The organism is Cohnella silvisoli (assembly GCF_021190915.1).
In the GTDB taxonomy this organism is placed as follows: Bacteria; Bacillota; Bacilli; order Paenibacillales; family Paenibacillaceae; genus Cohnella; species Cohnella silvisoli.
Window position 1 is genome coordinate 151,000 of sequence record NZ_JAIOAP010000014.1, and the last position, 19,478, is coordinate 170,477.

The window sequence follows — 19,478 nt, forward strand, 5'->3', positions numbered from 1 at the left end:
GACTGATGTACACAGCGTTGATCGTGGATGACGAGCGGATGATTCGCGAGGATTTGCGCGCCTTCGTCGACTGGGACATCAACGGATTTTCCCATATTCGCGAAGCAAAGAACGGTATCGAAGCCATGGCTCTCATGGAATCGGATATTCCCGATCTCATCCTGATCGATATTAATATGCCGCGAATGAGTGGGTTGGAGCTGATCGAACGAATGCGCGCGTCGGGGATCCAATCGCAGATTGTCATTATAAGCGCGTACAGTGAATTTCAATATGCCCAGCGCGCCATCTCCTACGGCGTCAGCGAATATGTGCTGAAGCCGATCGTGTACCGCGAGATTAATCAAATCATTCAACGCGCGTCGAAGCGGCTTCAGCAACAATCGTTAGAGCAAACAAGAAACCGCATCAGGGAGACAACCAAACAAGCTACGGAGAGCTTATTGCCGCTCCTCTGGCAAGGGAATCGCAGCGCGGCGCATCAAAGCGCAAATCGTTTGTTCGATGATCTGCTTGCGTTTCAGCGATATATGGAGCCTCCTGCGGAGTCGCTTGTCTTATTTCTACAAAATCTGGTATTCGAGATCGAAATCCATTTGAACGACTCCAGCTCGTCGCTATATGCGGCAAGACAAACCGAATTTCTGGATTTAATCAAGCGATTCAAAGCCGCCCCCAGCACGAACGACCTGAACAAGCTTATGCATCACACGATCGACCTTGCGATTGATTTGCAAGAGAAGCTGCAAGTATCGCAAGGAAACAAGGAGTTCAGCAAGCTGCAATCGATCGTTCGCGCGCACTTGACGGAGGAGTTATCGCTGGAGTGGTTGGCGAACCGCGTGCATATGAATGCGAACTATTTGAGCGTGTTGTTCAGGAAAGAAACCGGGGAAAACTTTAATGATTTTCTCATTCGTGAACGCATGATGCTCGCCAGAACGCTGATCGTGAGAGAGGAGAATAAGATCAACGAAGTCAGCGCCATGGTCGGGTATCAGAATTACCGGAGCTTTAGCCGCGCTTTCAAGCGATACTTCGGTTTCACGCCAAGCGACTTGAGGTAAGGGACTATTGCGGACTAGCCCCCGAATATCATAATACCCATAATCAAATTTTTCGTCGTCACTTATGGTAAGGTTCAGCGCATCATCTCTAAGGCGAAATTTTCTGCGCCGCGGCGCTTAATAGTTTCCCCTTATTAATAGTCATTTGTGGTGTTTTTCTCCGCGCTGCCTGTAATGGCAAGTTTTTTAGATAGATTATTACTATTATCGAACACAAAAACAAGGCTGCTTTGAAATTGACTCCAAAGCAGCCTTGCTTGATTTTCCGTTACTTGCCCTTTTGCGCCAACATTTTCAGTAGCACCGTTACCGACTCTGCTCTTGTCGTTTTATCGCCCGGAGCAAATGCGTTCGCGCCTTTACCTTCGATAATACTCAACTTTTTCATGGCCCCAACTGCACCATTTGCCCAGTCCGGAATGTCTTTGTCGTCCGCGAAGCCTGTTGCCGTTGTCGCTTCAACTGACTGTCCCAGCGCTTTGGCAATCATCACCGCCATCTCCGAACGCGTAATTTCGGCGTCCGGTCGGAAAGTGCCGTCTTTATAACCTGCAATGATGCCAGCTTGTACCGCTTGCGCAACCGATTTCTGCGCCCATTTTCCGATCTTTCCTTTATCAGTAAACGTCAGCGCTGCTCCATCTACTTGAGGCTTGAGCGCATTCATCAGCATGACCGCAAATTCTGCGCGCGTCACGGTACGGTTCGGATTGAACGTGCCGTCCGGATAACCTTTCGCGATGCCTAGGCTAACCGCCTTCTTGATGGCTGCTTCCGCCCAATGGCCTAAGATGTCGCTGAATTGTACCACCGGCTCCGCGTTAGTCGGCGATTCCTCTTCCGCGAATACGGCGAATTTCGTAAAGTGATTGACTTGGGCCGTGATATGGTTCCCGTTCACCGTGCCGCCGACTTTCACCCATTCCTTCTTAGCCTCATCGTAATAGTAGACGACGGGCTTCTGGCCAGCTTTCAGGTTTGCCGGATCAAATTTGAAGGTGAGCGTAACCGGCTTATCGAAGTTCTCCTGGAAGTTTTTCAGAATCTCGTAGACCTGGCTGACGAGTACGCCTTTATTCATTTGAAGGTTTTGCGTGTTCACCAACTTCTCGATGGTGATCTTCAGTTCTTTTTGGGTTGCGCCGGATGGAATCGAGACCGTGATCGCATCGTCCAGATTAACCTCGCCCGCTCTGTTTGCAGGCAGTGTCAACTTACCGTCCGAAGAAGTTACTTGGGTGTCGCTTGTCGATATCGTTGAACCTCCGCCGCCTCCGCCTTCCGATGTCGTTGATGATGCTACATTTACCGTCACCACGTAGTCTTGTGTACTACCGTCAGCCGCTACTACGGTGTAAGTTACCGGATTCGTGAAATTCTGCGCGGTCGCTCCGCTCAATTGCATGTCGTTTCCAACCTTCACGCTAGCACCCGTTGTTGTAAACGTAGGTACAAGCGCGGTCACATTCGTTCCGAACGGCACCGTTAATGCAATCGTTTTGCCCGTTTCGTTAACCGTTCCATTAACGGCAGGGTTCAATCCTGCGAAGTTGAATGCTGTGATGGCCTTCGCAGAGCTCAAAGTCGTAATCTGGATCGCGCCACTCTGCGCCGATTCACCGGCTGCGTTGAATGCGCTCACCGTAAAGGTATACGAGGTGTTCGGCGTCAGATCACCCACCGTATAGGCGGCGCCAGTCACTCTGGCAATCGGCGTTTGATCGCCATTCTTGTAAACATGATAGCCAGCCGCTCCAGGCATGGCATCCCATGACAGCGTCGTCGACGAAGACGTCGTGCGGTCAGCCAGCAGGTTCGCAGGCGTTCCCGGAGAGAACAATAATTGTTTTACGCCATGACTTCCCCCTGCATATAACGCACTGTTTGCATAGAGCAAGGAATACACCTTGCTCGGCGAACCGCTCATCGACCCCCACGTTGCATTTGCATCGTCAAGGTTATACGTCCACACGTCGTCGCTGTCGTTGTCCGTTCCCGCATACAATGTGCCGTTTACATCGACCAAGGAGGATACATTGCTCGGCGAGTTGCCCATCTGCGTCCACGTGCCGCCGCTGTATTTCCATACCTCGTTAGTGCTGTCGCTCCATTGTCCCGCAAACAGCGTGTCGTTCACATAGAGCAAGGCCCATACATGACTCGGCGAGTTGTCCATCTGCGTCCACGTTGGAACCTCATCGTTACGATTGTACGTCCATACGCCTCTGCTCGTCCCTGCATACAGCGTGCCATCGACATCGACCAAGGAGGTCACAAAGCTCGGCGAGTCGACCATCTGCGTCCACGTTAGAACTTCATCGTTACTATTGTACGTCCATACGCTGCCCCAGAAGTCCCCCGCATACAACGTACCGTTGACATCGATCATGGAATACACATTGCTCGGCGAATCGCTCATCTGCGTCCACGTACCATTACTGTACGACCATTCTTTGTTATCAGCCGCCGCATACAAAGTGCTGCCGACATAGACCAAGGCATGCACATAATCCGGCCCGCCGCTCTTCCGCGTCCACGCGCCGCTGCTGTATATCCATACACCGTAGTCCGTCCCCGCATACAGCGTGCTGCTGACATCGATCATGGAATTCACAGCGGGCGGCGAGCCGCCGATCAGGGTCCATGTTCCGTCATAATACGTCCAGACGGTGTTCCTGTCGTCGTTCCTCCCTACGTATAGCGTGCCGTCGATATAGATCATGGAAGACACCCCGTACGGCGAGCCGCTTATCTGTGTCCATGTGCCGTTACTATACGTCGATACTTTGTCTCCCGTCCCCACATAAAGCGTACCGTTGACATTGACCAAAGAAGTCACATAATACGGCGAGCCAGATACCCGCTGCCATGCTTCATCGGTATTGTTGTACGTCCACACGTCGCCTGCGCTGCTGCCGTTGTCCGTCCCCACATACAGTGTGCCGTCGACAGCGACCAAAGATCTCACTTCGCTCGGCGATTGGCTCATTCTCGTCCAGCCGTCACCGCTGTTGTACTTGTATATGCCGGTCCCCCCCCCCGCATACAACGTGCCGTTGTCATAGAGCAAGGTATTCACCACGTACGGCGAGCCGGTCATCGGCGTCCACGTTGGGTTTTGAGCGTTACTATCGTACATCCACACTTCGTTGGGGCCGTTGTCGCTGGAGATCGTCCCCGCATATAACGTACCGTTGTCAGCGACCAAGGAAGTCACTACGACAGGCGAGTCGCTCATCCTCGTCCACTCGTCGTCACTGTGCATGTATACTCCGCCTGATGTTCCCGCATAAAGCGAGCCGTTGACACCGACCAGCGAAGTCACTTGGCTCGGCGAGCCGCTCATCTGCGTCCACGTGCCGTTACTGTACATCCATACATCATTGCTTATTCCATCGCTGCCGTCGTTCGTTCCCGCATATAGCGTGCCATCGACATCAACCAAAGCTTGTACATATGGCGGAACTTCTACTGCGCCCACCGATGTCCAAGTTGGCGTTGCCGCGGCCGCGCGGGCCGTTTTTCCTGCACCCATGAAGGGGACAAGCGTAATGGCGAGCAAAAAGACTAGAAATATCCTTCCTGATCGGGATGACCACTGCGCGAATCTTGACTTGTACTGCTTCATTTACGCATTCCCCTCTTCTGTCATTCGTATGGTTTTGTCGACTTTTGTCACTCTCGTCCTACTATAAGACTAATTAAACATAAAAAAATCCCCCATCTAAGGGGGAGGGACGTAAAAAAGATGGGGGATGCACCTCATGCCAATACCTATTGTATAATGATGTATTTTCTCGACTGCGATTAATCGCTCTCTACAACAATTCTAATTCTTTCCCTTGCCTCAGTGCCTGTTCTCTGCTGCTCGCATCAAGTTTTCTGTACATACTCTTCAAATGGCTCTTGACCGTTTCGGTTGCGATTTGGAGGTGTTCGGCGATCTGCTTATTCGACAACCCCATGTCAATCATCCGTAATATTTTTGATTCTTGTTTCGTGATAAGGGCTCCCGAGCTTGCAGTCTCATTCATATGACCCCACATCAGCAGAAGCAATTCCCTGGCGTAGAGCATGCTCGCGGACTTACGGTTAGCGTTGATCTGCCTTTGCTGGATATATTCACGCAGCAACTCGGCCATCTTTGCCCCTTCATCCACGAAACTACGAATGTATTTCCCCGGTTCCGCCAATTGGAGTGCCGCTTCTAGCTTTATTACAGCGTTCGACCTATCTCCTGCTTGATAAAAAGCCATGCTTTGCAGGATGGTCACCTTAACCTTATCCCAGGTCCGATCAGCTTTGTCGGCAAGCCGATACAATTGCTCTAGAAGTTGCAATGCTTCATCGACTTCCCCGTGTTCCATAAGCGCACTTGCCAATATCAGATATTCTTTGATCGGACCGGGCGGGATCGTATCGGTATGCTTGATGCCGCATGTTTGCAGCCAACGCTCATCGAAAGAACCATTTGCAAGCGACAAATAGGCCTTCTCCGCCTCTATCCGCCTCATAAACATTGTTTTGTCCACTGAATGGATCTTCGGCTCAATCCCCTCAAGCAAGTCGAACGCTTTGGCCGAATTCCCCTTGGCCTGACTAATTCGCGCTGCATTGACAGTGGCGCTTAACAAAATAAGAGCATAAGGCTGCATGCACGTTGACTTTAGCACCCTCTCCGCATAGACTTCGGCCTCATCCAAACGGTTCCATTCATATAACAGCAAACTGTACGTATTGTAGAAAAAACCGACGTAGGGGTAATTGTCTCTACCTTCCCATACTTTGATCCATTTATAGAAGAATCGCTCCGCATCATGCAAATCATTAAAAAAGCTCAATAAGGTATCGAAATACATCGAAAACGAGTTCGCTTCAATCATCTGGACATAGCTGCCCTCCGGCGTATGCCGGTCAAATATTTCAAAATATTCATTCGCCCGTCGATAGTCCCTTCGGTAAAAAGAAACAGCCGCGGACAAAAAATGAACGGTTCCCGCGTAAGGTTTCCATTCCGGTTCCGACAGCTTGTCCTCCATTAGGCGAAGATTTGCTTGTGCCAACTCCAGTTCATTCGTTTCCACCATCACTTTGACATAAAGAAACTGAATTCCCGGTTTTCCAGTGAAACAGGACTCCGGTAGCTCGCGCAACCATCGATAAAGCACCCCTCTCTTCGCATGAAGGTTTTGCAGATGCTTTTCGATCAAAGCGCTTGCTTCGTAATAATGCCCGTCCATAAACAGTTGCTCTACCGCTTCTTCCAAAAATCCGTGCTCCACAAGCCAATGGGCTGCCTTGACATGCAACTCCTTCGATTGTCCCGCATACCTCTGCCGGAAAAGCCTCCGTAAAAACTCGGAAAACAAATGATGATAACGATACCATTCCCGCTGATCATCTAATGAAACAATGAATAAGTTATACTGCTCCAGCATTTCCAGCAGTTCCTGGCAATTCGCTTGTCCGGTAACCGTCTCGCACAACGGGCCGTTCATCCTGTCTACGATCGAAGTTTCCAATAGAAAGGACTGAATCTCGCTCGGCTGGAGACTAAAAACCTCCTGAAACAGATAATCGGATATGTTGCGGTGTCCCCCGCTAAAGGCGCGGATAAAATCCGAATAATTGCCGCTTCTTTGCAGCGAAATGGCCGCAAGATACAGTCCGCTGATCCATCCCTCCGTGCGGTCGACCAGAGTAGCTATCATTTCTCCCGACAGCGACAATCCCATGCAATCCTGAAAGTAACGAATTCCCTCCGCAAGTTGAAATCGCAGCTCTTGAATTGTGATCTTCACCATTTGACCAGTCGTCTGCAGCCTTGCCGTAGGAAAGGGCAGTTCAGCCCGGCTTGTTACATAGAGGTGGATGTGTGCGGGCAAATAAGCTAGAAAATAAGCCACCGATGCGTGAATGGGGGCAAGATCAATCGCGTGATAATCGTCCCAAATCATGATCAATTCATCCGAGTAGCCGTCAAGCTCGCGAATCATGGCTGAGATGAATGGCTCAAACGCTCCCGACTTTAAGGATGGCAAATACGGGGTGACCGTTTCCGCAAATTGGGGATTCTTACTATTGACTGCAGCGATCGTATAGCTCCAAAACTCAATCAGATCATTATCTTGAGGGCCCAAGGAAATCCATACGGAAGGTATGGCGGACTGCTGCAGCCACTGACTCAAAGCCGTTGTTTTGCCGTACCCCCCGGGAGCCGTTACGGATGTAAGTTTGCTCTTTAATCCCTTATTTAATAGCTCGGTGATCGCCGCTCGCTCAACAAGGTCATCGCGCCGCGTTTGCGGGATATGAAGTTTGGTACTCAGAATCATGGGTCGGCACCTCGAATCTGGCTGTTAACATCTATTCTTCATTATATCTGATTTCTAATCAAGAGTTGCTATATAAAAAGAGCTGTGTTCGGATTCGGGAGAGTACCCCGCTTCTAGGAATAGAGCACCTTGGCCCATTGTATTTATCCTGCTGGATTATTCTGCGAATAATTTTCGCCCTACTTGTGATACGGTTCCCCCCGGTTAATCTTAAACGCCCGGTACACCTGCTCCAGCAGAATAACCCGCATCAGCTGATGCGGGTAGGTCATCCGGCCGAAGGAGAGCTTCTTGTCGGCGCGGGCAAGGATGGCTGGTGCTAGGCCGAGCGAGCCGCCGATGACGAAGGCGATGGAGCCGCCGCCATAGACGGCTTGCTTATCGATCTGAGCGGCAAGCTGCTCGCTCGTCCAAGTCTCGCCGTCGATGGCGAGTGCGACAACATGCGCTTCAGGCTTCAAAGCCGCCAAGATGCGCTCGCCTTCACGGGCTTTCACTTGCTCTTCCTCCGCCGGGCTCATGGAGTCCGGCGTTTTCTCATCGGGCAGCTCACGAATGTCGAGCCGGGCATAAGGTCCGAGACGTTTGGAATATTCGTCAATCGCCCCGACCCAGTATTTCTCCTTCAGCTTCCCGACGCAGACGATCTGAATCTGCATTACTGGCTTCCCCCGCTTACGATGTTCTGAACGCGGCCGACTTGGCCATCCTGCAACCTGACTTTAATTCCATGTGGATGCTGAGCCGAATTAGTCAACAGATCCTTCACGATTCCGCGAGTTGTTTTCCCCGTTCGTTGATCCTGCTTCAATACGATATCGACTTCAAGCCCTGGCTTGACATCATTACGAATTTTACCGCTGCCTGCCATACAATCGTTCAACTCCTGCTTCAATTCATCTAGTAAATCCTATCGTACCACAACAACCGCGCAACCAAAAACCCGGCCAACCCTCCGAAGAAAGTTGACCGGGCATCATTCATCATCTTCAACCGTTAATTGATCGGCGCAGAAACAACTGCGCTCTTCTCCATTTTCCCCGCCATCGTCTTCTTCACGCTTGAAGCGAGCAAGATCACAAGGAATGATCCCGCGATTCCCCACAACACGGCCGCATTTGAGCTAACCGAATCCAAGCCGCCGAAATACATGACCTCGCGTAATCCCGCCGCTACGAACCTTAATGGTGTCCAGGAATATAACCAATCCTGCGTTGTCTGAGATAAGAACTCGGGAGCCATATTGAGAACCGGCATGGAGAAAAACATAAGCAGAACAAGGATCGCCATAGCCGGAAGCCCAATCCAGTTTAACAAAGCCGACTGAAGCAGGAAGAACGCCGAGCCTGCAAGCCACAGGAACAGCCACGTATCAACAGTTTGCGTAAGCTCCATCCCGTACCAAGACGATGCCATCCAGACTAAGAATCCCGAAGCAACACCCGTGATCCCCAATCCCGCCGCCGACTGAGCGACGATAACCGTCCATCTCCGAGCTCCCGCCGCAATTGCCTTCTGATTGGTTAAGAACAGAATCATCCCGGTAACCAAGCTGCCCATCCATATAATCTGAGTAAGCAACCCCGGTGCATTGCCGTTCGCGTTATTGGTGCCAACCGGATGAACGCTCTCCTCCTGTACGATAATAGGACTGAGGAACGCCTGTGCCGCTCCTACCGAAATCTGTTCCGTTTGTTGCCCGATCTGCCCAAGCCATTGCTTCGAAAGCTCCAAGCTGACGCCTTTCATCGCCTGGCCTAATATTTGTTTCACAGCCGTTGCGGCTTGCATATTCATGCCCTCGTTAGTGATGATTTGCACGGTAGCAGGTTTAGGAGCCGGGGTCGCGAGCGATAATAAACCGCTGCTTAAATCCGCCGGCAGCACTAGCGCCCCGTAGTATTCGTGTTTATCGAGCCCAGCCCGAGCCTCTTCCTCGGAACCAACGATTTGCCAAATAATCGGAATCTGCTTATTCGCTGTTAACTTCTCCCGAATCATTTCCCCTACCGCAAGCTTACCTCCGGTCGGCAGCTCTGCCGATTGATCCAACACGACTAACGCAACGGGCATCTCCTTCGGTTTCGTTCCTAAAACGGACCCCATCATTGCCGCACCGAACACGATCAGCACGACCATTACGATAACAATCCCGATCCACAACAATTTTTGCTTAAAAATAGCCATTTTCTCCACCTGCTCCTTCTTTATTTTAATGAACAACATGTTGATTAATAATCACATTGTTTATTATAATGAGATGAGCCGCGAATTCAATAACCACCTTACACCGACATTGTTCATTAATCGTCACTCCAACAAGCAACTGTATATTATCTTCATTATTTTTTCATAAAGAGGTGCGGAATGTCTGATAAAATAGATCGGCGGCAAGCCCGGACGAAGCTGCTTCTGTATAAAGCGCTTATGGAGCTCATTGAGGAGAAGGGTACGGATGGAGTCACTGTGACAGATATAACGACCCGTGCGGATATCAATCGAGGAACTTTCTATTTGCACTATCGGGATGTGCCCGACATGATGGATCAGATCAAGGAGGATGTGTTCGGCAAAATACAGAGTATCATGGTCACGCTCGATTTCAGAGAAGCCATGAAATATGCCACCCATACCGAGCCGTATCCGACATCTGTTCTGATCTTCGAGGAGCTTGCCCGTCATGCGGATTTTCTCAAGGTGATACTAGGGCCTAACGGCGACCTGTCGTATGCGATCCGGTTTAGGAATTTCATGGCTTCCCAAATCTTCAATAAACTTAACTTTTTGCAACCAGAGGAAACGAACTTCCTCATTCCTCGAGACTACCTTATTGCTTACATTTCTTCCGCCCACTTCGGCTTGGTGCTGCATTGGCTTGAATCCGGTATGACGCAAACTCCTTATCAAATGGGTCTCATGATCACGCAAATCGTCAATCATGGTCCGATTGCTTCAACGGGGATAAGGAATAATTAACGCGCAAAAAATCCCGCACCAGCCCAAGATTGGGTGATACGGGATTGCTAAATTAGTTAAAAATCTATCTGCCGCGCGATGCACCGCGACCGCCGCCGCCACGACTACCTCCGCCGGACGGTCCTTTCGGACCCTTGAATCCGCCACCGGCTTTGCCGCCGCCGAACCCGCCGCTCTTCGGCCCGGAAGACCTTCCGCCGCCAAAGCTGTTGCCGCCGCGTTGTTCCGACTTGCGTCCTCCTGACGATGATCCGCCGCCCGTTCCAGAACGACCAAACCCGCCGCCGGACGAACCAGCGCTCGACCGACCGCTAAACCCTCCGCGCTCTTCGCCTTTACGTCCGAAGCTTCCGCTTTCGGATACCCGCTCGGCTAACCGTTCGCTAGAATTCCGTCGGGTTGATCCGCCACTCTTGCTCGGCCTTCCCTCGCCGCGTTCTTCAGACGCTCTACCGAAGCCTGCTCCTGCGCCAGGACGACTAGCGCCACGATCATCGGAAGACTTCCGTCCGCCGAATCCACCCATGCGACCCGAGCCGCTCAATCGGCCAGCCCCGCCCGTCCCGGCGCCCGCGGACCGGCCAAAGCCGCCGCGATCGTCGGAAGGCTTGCGACCGCCTCCGGTTCTGCCGCCGGCGGAAGGTTTACGTTCACCACTCTCGCTGAACGTAAACCCAATCGCCTCGTCCGAAGCACTCGCCGAAGACCTGCCCGGGCGGCCAACTTTCACCGCATCGCGGCTCTGGCCGCGATCCACCCACGCGCCCGCGCTCGTGCGGTTGCCCGAACCCGGCTTCGCGGCCGGCGCGCCGCGTTTCTTATCGCCGCCGCGCCCACCGCCCGCTCCGGCGCCATAAGACTTGTCGCCGCCACGAGCTTTGCTCGCGCCGATGCTCCTGCCCTTCGCTATTCCCGCGCTGCTCCCGCGTCCGCGACTCGCGCCGCTGCCAGGCCTGCCTAGCCCGCCGCCGCTGCGCGGTCCTTCCAATCCACCGCCGCCTAGCGGCGCGCCCTCTTCGCTCCGGCGTTCCATCGCCATCTGGATCCCATTCTCGATATCCGCCAGCTCCCGGCGATCCTTCGGCGAGATCAACGTGATCGCAAGCCCCGACTCTCCGGCACGGCCCGTCCGACCGATCCGGTGGATGTAGCTCTCCACGTCCTGCGGAACGTCGTAGTTAAACACGTGAGTAACGCCTTCAACGTCGAGCCCGCGCGCCGCGATATCCGTAGCGATCAGGAACTGCAGCCTTGCATCGCGGAACCTCTTCATAACTTGCTCCCGCTTCGCCTGGGACAAGTCCCCGTGCAGCTCATCGGACGAATAGCCCATTTCCTGCAACGCTTCGTTCAATACCGCCGCCCGCCGTTTCGTCCGGCAGAAAATTATGCTCAAATACGGCTGAGTCTCTTCTAACAATTTAACCAAAGTCGCCTGCTTCTCGCGGTCGGAAGTCTCGATTACCCACTGTCTAATGTCCTTCACCGTCACGCGTTCGGCTTTCACCGTAACGTGTTGGGGATTGCGCAAAATCCGCCCAGCCATTTCCCGGATCGAACCAGGCATCGTGGCGGAGAACAGCATCGATTGCTTCTTATAAGGCGTCTTGCTCAGAATTTCCTCGACTTCCTTCAAGAACCCCATGTGCAGCATTTGATCCGCTTCATCCAACACGAGCATTTTCACATTATCCAACGAAATGGTCTCGCGCGACAGATGATCAAGCAGTCGACCCGGCGTCGCAACAATAATATGGATATTTCCCTTAAGCTTGAATAACTGCGCCTCTACGTCCTGTCCGCCATACACGGCAAGCACCTTAATGCCATCCTCAGGCTGAATCAGCTTCTTGATCTCCGCCGTAATCTGTATCGCCAATTCGCGCGTAGGCGTTACGATCAAACCCTGCACGTGCGGCAAATCCGTTTTTATTTTGTCCAGCATAGGAAGCACGAAAGCCAATGTTTTCCCCGTACCCGTCTGCGCCTGGCTAATGACATCATGCCCGGCCGTTACGATCGGAATCGTCTCTTCCTGCACCGGCGTCGGCGTTACGATCCCCATCGCTTTCAGTATCGCAACCCGGCTTTCCGACACGCCTAATCCCGCAAAATCCGTCACCTGATCCACTCCATCCTTTATCCCAAACCCTTGTTGGCTTCCCAAACCCATCCGATTCTTTAGCCATTACCTTCTATCCTACCACATACGGGCAATTGAAATGTACTGTTCTGCATATTCGCCCACAACAAAACCCGCTAAAGTCCCTATACGGACCAAGCGGGTTCGTTTAACTCCGTGCATGACATGTCTCTAAACCGGCAAATACAGTACGTTGCCGCAGAACTCGCAATCCGTATGTTTTCCGGGAATGACTCGGGAGCTCGCCCCGCATCCGGAGCACGTAATCGGCATCGGTACTGCGGCACTCGTTGCCGCCGTTTGATTAACCGCCTCAGTATAATTATCCTCTTCCTCATTTTCCTCTACATATTCTTCATCTATCTCTTCTTCATCTTCCTCAACGTACTCTTCATCCGAATCATCTTCTTCGTATTCCACGAAGATTTCCCTAGTTTCCTTATCGAGCGTCGCACCCGTGAACACTTCCGTGTCGATCAAATATTCGAGATCCTGCATGACGTTGTTCACGCTCTGGCCGGTAAGCCTAGAGATTTGATCGATGGACTCCATTTCCTTCTCATAAATTAAAGTATCATAAAGGTTATAGAGGGCCTGCATCTTCATCCGTCTGCGATAAGCGATAATGTAGAAGATAATAGCGGGGACTCCGAAGAACACTCCTAACACTATGAATACCGCGTTCGTGTCGTCAGGTGTACTTTCCGAGGATGCCGCGGCAACGATTACCCATACCAACCCGAGCAGCACCAAGAACGAATGTCCCACCAATTTATAATCGTCGGCACGCAGATGATTAACTTTGTAATGCGCAACGAACCTGATCAGAAGAAGTACGGCCCCAACCGGGAAAAATAAAATCATACCCAGAATAATCCAACCGCCATGGATTTTCGGCTTATCTATTGGCACGTTAGTCCCTCTTTCTTGTCATTTTAATTGAAGAAGCCGCTGGTTCCTGCTCTCTAGGAGGTTCATCGTCTCGCGAATCTGCCGGCCAACCCTCTCGGTTTCTCCGGTTGTTTCCGTTTCCTTTACGAGACTGCTGATACCGCTCGCCAGCTCATGAACTTGCTGCATCAAGCTTTCCTCCGTGCCGACAAGGGAAGGATGGGACACCGGATCGCTGTAGCGAACTTTCTCCTCCAACTCTGCGATGCCTTTGGCCAATCCGCCTCTCTCCTCATGGTTCCACCCCGCAAGCTCCTGCTTGATGGAGAGCAGAGTCGACCGCATTCCCGATACCCATTGCACTTGGGCCGTGGAATTCACTTCTTGATCATCCGCATGTCGGAAGTAGATAGCCACCATACTCGCCATTATTCCCGCGACGCCCAGAGCGATAAAGTGCAGGAGGCCATAATTAAAGGTAGATAAATCGAGCACCAACGAGAAGACGATGATGAAAATAATAACAACGATTAAATAAAGTCCCGCTATCGTACCGAATGCGAGATATCCCGGAATCGTTGCATCGGAATGCTTGCGATTCGGAATGTAATATAGCGACAATCCATACAGCGCCGTCTCTGCAATAAACAACGCGAAGAGCGAAATCCATGCATGACTTATCCTCGCAAAAGGCAGACCGATTAGAAACACGACCGCGAGGGTGACCAGTAACGCTAGAACATATATGACCGTCGCCAATCGTGCGTTATCCCGATGTTTGTCCATATCGTGCGCCCCCTACTCAATCAACTTGTTGCCGCATTCCAGGCAGAACTTCTGTCCCGGCTTCACGTCATGCTGGCATTGGCCGCACTTCAGAGACATGCTAGCCCCGCAATTCATGCAGAACTTGCCTGCCGGATCGACTTGTTCTCCGCACTTGTAGCAAGGTTTGCCGCCAAAGGAATGCCCGCATTTCGAGCAGCTCCTGGCGTCTTGGGCATTGTCCGCCCCGCACTTCTCGCAGGCGTTGTTCGGATCTCCGCAATGAAGGCAGAACTTGGCTCCGGCCGGGAAAGACTTGCCGCAAGCGCTGCAAGTCACTTCAGCCGCTTGAGCGGCGAAAACAGGGGAAGCGTTCATCTGATTCGTCAATCCCGCCATCTGATTACCGACAGCTCCGCCTATTCCGAACCCCATGCCCAGCCCGATTCCCGCTCCCATCACGTTAGCGCTGCCGCTGCCTTCGTTCTTCGCGGCGCCCTCGAGCGTATCGAAAGTACGCTCCTGCTGGTATGTATAGCCAAGGATGTCCATTTCGGCTTTCTTCGCGAGCGCTTCCTTCAGCCTCGCGCTAGCCGGATCATCATCCGGAATATTGATGGAATCGATATAAAAATTAAGAATTCGAATACCGTAGTCCAGGAATACGGGCCCGATTCTCTCTTCGATATGCTTCGATATCTCGCTGATATAAGCGTTAATTTCCAGAATGCTGATTTTTTTGAAAATCAAATAAGAAGAAATCAATTCCTTGATATTCATCATCAACAAGCCGCGGAACTGCTTCGTCATCGCTTCCTTGTCGAATACCGGAAGCGTGCCGATTAGTTTCAGAAGAAATTTCCGCGAATCCTCGATCTGCAAGCCGAACTGCCCGAACGAGCGGACGGATACGATAATCTGATATTTCGGATCCTGCAGCTGCAATGGAGTAGCCGTCCCCCATTTTACGTCTAGGGAATTAATCTTGTTGACGAACCACACTTCCGCCGAGAACGGGGACTTCCCGCCGAACGGAAGGTTCACGATCTCCTGCAGCCCCGGAATGTTCTGCGTGCTCAACGTATGTCTGCCCGCCGCGAACAGATCGAGCGCTTTGCCGCCTTTGAACAGAATCGCTTCCTGCGTTTCGTTGACGATTAATTGCGTCCAAGTTCCCAATTCCTGATTGGGGTATTTCCACGCGTACACGTCCGCGGGACCATCAAATTTAACGACGTCTACAATAGCCATTAACCGCTTTGCCTCCTCTATGTCTTAAGAACCGGGGTCCATGATGCCTAGTGCCTATTTTTTACGCCATTCTACAATTTTCGATTCTATTTCCAATTCTACATATAGGATATATTTCCTTTGAATGATTTTCCATAGGAGGAAAAAGATTTTTTAAACATCGCCAAAAACCCGTCCCATTCTCCCATTCAGGGGAATAAGCGGGTTAGCGCACGTATAAAGCGACCGCCTTCGACCATCCTAATGACAGGAGGTGAGACAAGCGATGGCTAAAGATGTGCTGTGCGAAGTGAATTCTTGCAAGTATTGGGCGCCCGGAAACGCGTGCAACGCCTCATCGATCTACGTCGTGAACAATCGCAACAAGCAGGCTTCCAATTCCGATGAAACCGACTGCAAGACGTTCGAGCCGAAAATGTAGGGTTTTCGACGAACGGCAAAGGCATCCTTCGGGATGCCTTTTGCTCTTTCCTCTGTATTGTAACCAACATTGAGAATTATTATCACTCAGCCCGACTTAAGCCGCAAGTTGCTCCTCTACGCTTACCGATGTCTTTTTCTCAAAAGCCAGCATAGCGCCGAACGAGACAAAGATCAGATGTACTGATTCGAATCCATAAAATCAATATGCTTAAAACCCCATCCACACATATCGTTTAAGACAGTGCTTAACGTTGTTCCATGTTCAGACAGTGAATATTCAACCTTAGGCGGAATCTCCTGAAAGATCCGTCTAACGACAAGTCCATCCCGCTCCAGCTCCCGGAGTTGATTAGTCAGCATACCTTGAGTGACATTCGGCAACGCTCGTCTTAACTCCCCGAACCGCTTCGTACCTTCGTTCAACAATAGGAACAAGATCAGCGGCTTCCACTTGCCGCCAATGACATGCAAAGTAACCAATATTCCGTCCTTTGAAGCAACTCTTTGAGTCTCTATTGGCATGTATCCGACTCCTTATTCACTGGAGATTTTATACCCAAATTTGCACCCTAATCGTACCTTAACAAAATAACCGTGGCGCATCCATAGTCCTTTTTTCCATACTAGGTACGTTTAAACTGCGTACTTTGCAAATGTGCGATTGTGGCCAATAATGGGGCTGTAACGAATACTCGTCAACAAGAGTTGAGAAAGGAAGATCAGGATGCACATTTCACTGAATGGCAAGGTTGCGATCGTTACGGGTGCAAGCCGCGGAATCGGATTGGCAACCGTTAAAGCGTTGGCGGAGTCCGGAGCGAAAGTAACGGCGGCCGCACGGCAAGTCACGGAGGAACTAGCGGAGCTGGCGGCTGCCTTCGATGTGTTTATCGTTACTGCGAACGCCGCAACGACGGAAGGCGCGGAGCATGTCGTGAAGGAGACGGTCAGGCGTTATGGCAGACTGGATATTCTGGTCAATAACATCGGCGCAACGGATACTCGGGCAGGGCAAGGGTTTCTGCAGCTTACGGATGAAGATTGGGCGGAGACGATGGACATTAATTTAATGAGCGTCGTGAGATCGACTCGTGCCGCTTTGCCCCACATGACCAAACCGGGTGGTTCGATCGTCAACATTTCTTCTATGAACGCCATTATGCCTAATCCCTTTATCATCGCATACAGCTCTTCCAAAGCCGCTGCCACTAATTTGTCCAAGAATTTAGCCGGAGAATTCGCGGCGCAAGGCATTCGCGTCAACACGGTAGCGCCTGGGCCAACTCGCACTGAGATGTGGGCAGGCAGACTGCCGGAGACTGAAGAGGGCATCCGGGAGATGGCTCTTGCCTTCGGCATCTCGTTGGGCAGGTTTGCGGAGCCGAATGAGATTGCGGATCTTGTCGTATTTCTTGCTTCTGACCATTCCTCGATGATAACGGGCGTGGATTACATCATTGATGGCGGTTTAGTCAAAACCATTCATTAATACGATAAGCGTACGTTGGGTTAGTCAAACTAATTGGTTACCGAGAGTAAAAGGGGAGAGCCCAGCGGCTGCCCGCGGACTCTCCCCTCACAAACCTATTTACGCCACGCTCTCCACGCCGCCCAATTGCAACTGGTACATCGCAAAATACTTGCCGCCCTGCTGCATCAGCTCGTCGTGGTTGCCGCGCTCGGTGATGACGCCGCGGTCGAGCACGAGAATCTGATCGGCCGCGCGAATCGTCGACAGCCTGTGGGCGATGACGAACGTCGTCCGCCCGCGCTTCAGCACGTCGAGCGCTTGCTGAATGATCGATTCCGTCTCGGTGTCGATGCTTGCCGTCGCTTCATCCAAGATCAGAATCGCCGGATCGAACGCCAGCGCCCGCGCGAACGAGACCAGCTGCCGCTGTCCTGCCGACAATGTACTTCCCTTCTCGATAACCGGCTCATCCAACCCACCCGGCAGCTGCATGAACATATCGTACGCGCCGACATCCCGCAAAGCCTGCTCGATTCTTTCCCGGGAAATAGACGGATCGTCCAAGCTGACGTTCGAGGCGATCGTTCCCGTGAACAGGAACGGATCCTGCAACACGATGCCCATATGCTGGCGAAGCTGCTGCTTCGGCATATCTCTCACGTCGATGCCATCCACCGAAATGACTCCCCGCTCCACATCGTAGAACCGGAACAGCAGGTTCAGAATCGAGCTTTTACCCGACCCCGTATGCCCGACAAGAGCGACGGTCTCGCCCTGCCGCGCACGGAAAGTAATGTTCTTCAGCACATCCTCGCCCGGTTTGTACCCGAACGATACCGCCTCGAAGCTCACGTTTCCTTTGTACCGCTCCATTCGGCTGTCGGACACTTCAATCCCAGGCTCATCGAGCAGCGTGAATACCCGTTCCGCCGATACGCGAGCTACCTCCAGGTTTGAAAGTTGGTTCACGATCCCGACGATCGGATGCATCATCCGGTTCATGTAGTCGATGAAGGCGTACAGAACGCCGACCGTTACCGCTGCACCGAGCAAATCACCTGCGAACATCCATACGACCCCGATAAAGACGACGTTACGCAGCACGTTTACCAGGTTGTGCGACGTGATGGAATTCAGGCTGAGCAGTTTGTTCTGATATTTGAAATACTCGTCGTTCATCTCGTGGAACTCGGTCATCGTTTCCTTCTGCTTGCGGAACGCCTGGATAATCGGCATTCCTTGGATCGATTCGTTGATCATCCCGTTAATATCGCTAAGCCGCGAACGGATAACGTGATTATATTTCGCCGCGAACTTGCGGTACACCATGATCCACACGTACAGGATCGGGATAAACGGCAAGGCGAACAATGCGAGTTTCGTATCAAGCACGAACAAGGCGCCGATAATGGCTGTAATATAAATAATTCCGGAGAAAAAATTAGCCAGAACCGACACGTACAACTCGCGAATCGCTTCCGTATCGTTCGTAACCCGAGCCACGACTTTACCCGCAGGCAAATTATCGAAGTATTGCACCGGAAGGCGTTGAATATGCCGGAACACGTCGTTGCGCATTTTACGGACGATCCGGTTCGCGGATACTTGGAGCAGATACCTCTGCCAATAAGCCAGCACAGCGCCTATCAACAACAATCCGACGTAACTGGCCGCCAGTATAATAATGCTGCGGAACTCCGGCTTATAGAATGCGTACATCTCGCCTGCCGTCAGCTTGGTTGCGGGAAATTGCTGCGTGCTCCCGTCATCCCTTAGAATGGACAATTGTCCGTCGCTGACAGTTCGTTTGCCGGTATTCGGAACACCCGCCGCGTCGACGAAGTAGAACGTCCGCCCCGACTGCAAGACGCGGACTTCCCGGCCTTGGGTTTCTCCAGCCTTCCAATGATCCGAGCGCTTATACCAACTGCCTTCATAGGAAACGGCGTAGCTCTCTTCCTGTTTCGTCTCGTACCAGCTCTTCTCGATGCCCATGATGTTCGTGTCGATCATACGCTTAGCGAGGAAAGGGCCGACCAGTTCAACGCCCACCGCTAGCAACAGCAGCGCGAGCGCGAGTAGGATTGGTTTCTTGTAATTCAAAGCATATTGAAATAATCGTTTGCCGTTGTTACCCATTGGTTAATGTCACCTAC

15 protein-coding genes are annotated in these 19,478 nt (G+C 51.8%); 4 read left to right on the forward strand and 11 right to left on the reverse strand.

The window, feature by feature from the left end; translation table 11 throughout:
* Window positions 1-5 precede the first annotated feature (5 nt).
* Window positions 6-1,067, forward strand: a complete 1,062-nt coding sequence (locus K7P76_RS23650; RefSeq protein ID WP_232187808.1) for a response regulator — start codon at window positions 6-8, stop codon at window positions 1,065-1,067.
* Between the two features lie 268 nt (window positions 1,068-1,335).
* Here the strand turns inward: K7P76_RS23650 and K7P76_RS23655 are convergent, their stop codons facing one another.
* The 5 genes from K7P76_RS23655 to K7P76_RS23675 form a co-directional block, all read right to left on the reverse strand.
* Window positions 1,336-4,695, reverse strand: coding sequence for an S-layer homology domain-containing protein (locus K7P76_RS23655; RefSeq protein ID WP_232187809.1), 3,360 nt, complete (start codon window positions 4,693-4,695; stop codon window positions 1,336-1,338).
* Between the two features lie 190 nt (window positions 4,696-4,885).
* Window positions 4,886-7,402: a winged helix-turn-helix domain-containing protein gene (locus K7P76_RS23660; RefSeq protein ID WP_232187810.1), complete on the reverse strand. Its 2,517-nt coding sequence runs from the start codon at window positions 7,400-7,402 to the stop codon at window positions 4,886-4,888.
* A 179-nt stretch (window positions 7,403-7,581) separates the two neighbouring features.
* The gene (rlmH, locus tag K7P76_RS23665; RefSeq protein WP_232187811.1) at window positions 7,582-8,061 is read right to left on the reverse strand and encodes a 23S rRNA (pseudouridine(1915)-N(3))-methyltransferase RlmH; all 480 of its coding nucleotides are present in this window, start codon (window positions 8,059-8,061) and stop codon (window positions 7,582-7,584) included.
* Entirely contained in the window at window positions 8,061-8,273 is a 213-nt protein-coding gene (locus K7P76_RS23670; protein ID WP_232187812.1) for a YwbE family protein, read from the reverse strand. The genes rlmH and K7P76_RS23670 overlap by 1 nt, the downstream gene beginning before the upstream one ends.
* A gap of 125 nt (window positions 8,274-8,398) precedes the next feature.
* The gene (locus K7P76_RS23675; protein WP_232187813.1) at window positions 8,399-9,589 is read right to left on the reverse strand and encodes a YhgE/Pip domain-containing protein; all 1,191 of its coding nucleotides are present in this window, start codon (window positions 9,587-9,589) and stop codon (window positions 8,399-8,401) included.
* A gap of 180 nt (window positions 9,590-9,769) precedes the next feature.
* Here K7P76_RS23675 and K7P76_RS23680 point away from each other — a divergent pair, with 180 nt between their 5' ends.
* Complete coding sequence (locus K7P76_RS23680; protein ID WP_232187814.1) at window positions 9,770-10,378, forward strand: TetR/AcrR family transcriptional regulator; 609 nt, start codon at window positions 9,770-9,772, stop codon at window positions 10,376-10,378.
* A gap of 64 nt (window positions 10,379-10,442) precedes the next feature.
* Here K7P76_RS23680 and K7P76_RS23685 read toward each other — a convergent pair whose 3' ends face one another.
* The 4 genes from K7P76_RS23685 to K7P76_RS23700 all read right to left on the reverse strand — a co-directional run bounded on the left by K7P76_RS23685 (window position 10,443) and on the right by K7P76_RS23700 (window position 15,428).
* Complete coding sequence (locus K7P76_RS23685; RefSeq protein ID WP_232187815.1) at window positions 10,443-12,500, reverse strand: DEAD/DEAH box helicase; 2,058 nt, start codon at window positions 12,498-12,500, stop codon at window positions 10,443-10,445.
* 192 nt (window positions 12,501-12,692) lie between these two features.
* On the reverse strand, window positions 12,693-13,433 hold the full coding sequence (locus K7P76_RS23690) for a hypothetical protein (RefSeq protein WP_232187818.1): 741 nt from the start codon (window positions 13,431-13,433) through the stop codon (window positions 12,693-12,695).
* An 18-nt stretch (window positions 13,434-13,451) separates the two neighbouring features.
* Entirely contained in the window at window positions 13,452-14,198 is a 747-nt protein-coding gene (locus tag K7P76_RS23695) for a hypothetical protein (RefSeq protein WP_232187820.1), read from the reverse strand.
* A gap of 12 nt (window positions 14,199-14,210) precedes the next feature.
* Window positions 14,211-15,428, reverse strand: a complete 1,218-nt coding sequence (locus K7P76_RS23700; RefSeq protein WP_232187821.1) for an SPFH domain-containing protein — start codon at window positions 15,426-15,428, stop codon at window positions 14,211-14,213.
* Window positions 15,429-15,693: 265 nt separating this feature from the next.
* Between K7P76_RS23700 and K7P76_RS23705 the strand changes: the two genes are divergently transcribed.
* Complete coding sequence (locus K7P76_RS23705) at window positions 15,694-15,849, forward strand: DUF1540 domain-containing protein (RefSeq protein WP_232187822.1); 156 nt, start codon at window positions 15,694-15,696, stop codon at window positions 15,847-15,849.
* A 173-nt stretch (window positions 15,850-16,022) separates the two neighbouring features.
* On the opposite strand, the gene K7P76_RS23710 is transcribed toward K7P76_RS23705, so the two are convergent.
* Window positions 16,023-16,373: a winged helix-turn-helix transcriptional regulator gene (locus tag K7P76_RS23710; RefSeq protein WP_232187823.1), complete on the reverse strand. Its 351-nt coding sequence runs from the start codon at window positions 16,371-16,373 to the stop codon at window positions 16,023-16,025.
* Between the two features lie 202 nt (window positions 16,374-16,575).
* On the opposite strand from K7P76_RS23710, the gene K7P76_RS23715 reads away from it, so the two are divergent.
* Window positions 16,576-17,340 carry an SDR family NAD(P)-dependent oxidoreductase gene (locus tag K7P76_RS23715; protein WP_232187824.1) on the forward strand — a complete coding sequence of 255 codons (765 nt, stop codon included), beginning with the start codon at window positions 16,576-16,578 and terminating at the stop codon, window positions 17,338-17,340.
* Window positions 17,341-17,439: 99 nt separating this feature from the next.
* Here K7P76_RS23715 and K7P76_RS23720 read toward each other — a convergent pair whose 3' ends face one another.
* Window positions 17,440-19,461, reverse strand: coding sequence for an ABC transporter ATP-binding protein (locus K7P76_RS23720; RefSeq protein ID WP_232187825.1), 2,022 nt, complete (start codon window positions 19,459-19,461; stop codon window positions 17,440-17,442).
* Between the last annotated feature and the right edge of the window lie 17 nt (window positions 19,462-19,478).